A 347-nucleotide genomic window follows, 5' to 3' on the forward strand; every position below is an offset into this window, starting at 1 on the left:
GCAGTTGTTGCAGCGGGAGCAACGGCTCCAACTGTTTTTGCAAGTGGAAACGTTCTTTCAGTAGATACTAATTCAGGTGCAAATTTAAACTGGGATGTTTATGTAAAAGATGCAAACGGTTGTACTACTCCAAGATTGGTTACAATTGCCAAGGATAATTTACCAACAGTTACAGCAGCAAACAGCAATCAGTGTACAGGTACAGGAAGTACATTTGTAATTACTGCTACAGGTACAGGAAAAGCTCCATTAACCTATAGTGTTGACGGAACATCATTCCAAACCAGCAATGTATTTAATGTTCCAGCAGGAACTTATACCGTTACGGTAAAAGATGCAAACGGATG

The 347-nt window shown here is 40.1% G+C and carries 1 protein-coding gene; it reads left to right on the forward strand.

Translation table 11 applies throughout. From position 1 onward, the window contains the following. Window positions 1-347 (forward strand): hypothetical protein (locus GKZ86_RS25365; RefSeq protein ID WP_230328268.1); only part of this gene is annotated, 347 nt, incomplete at both ends.

This window comes from Flavobacterium sp. LC2016-13, assembly GCF_009707955.1.
Lineage (GTDB): Bacteria > Bacteroidota > Bacteroidia > Flavobacteriales > Flavobacteriaceae > Flavobacterium.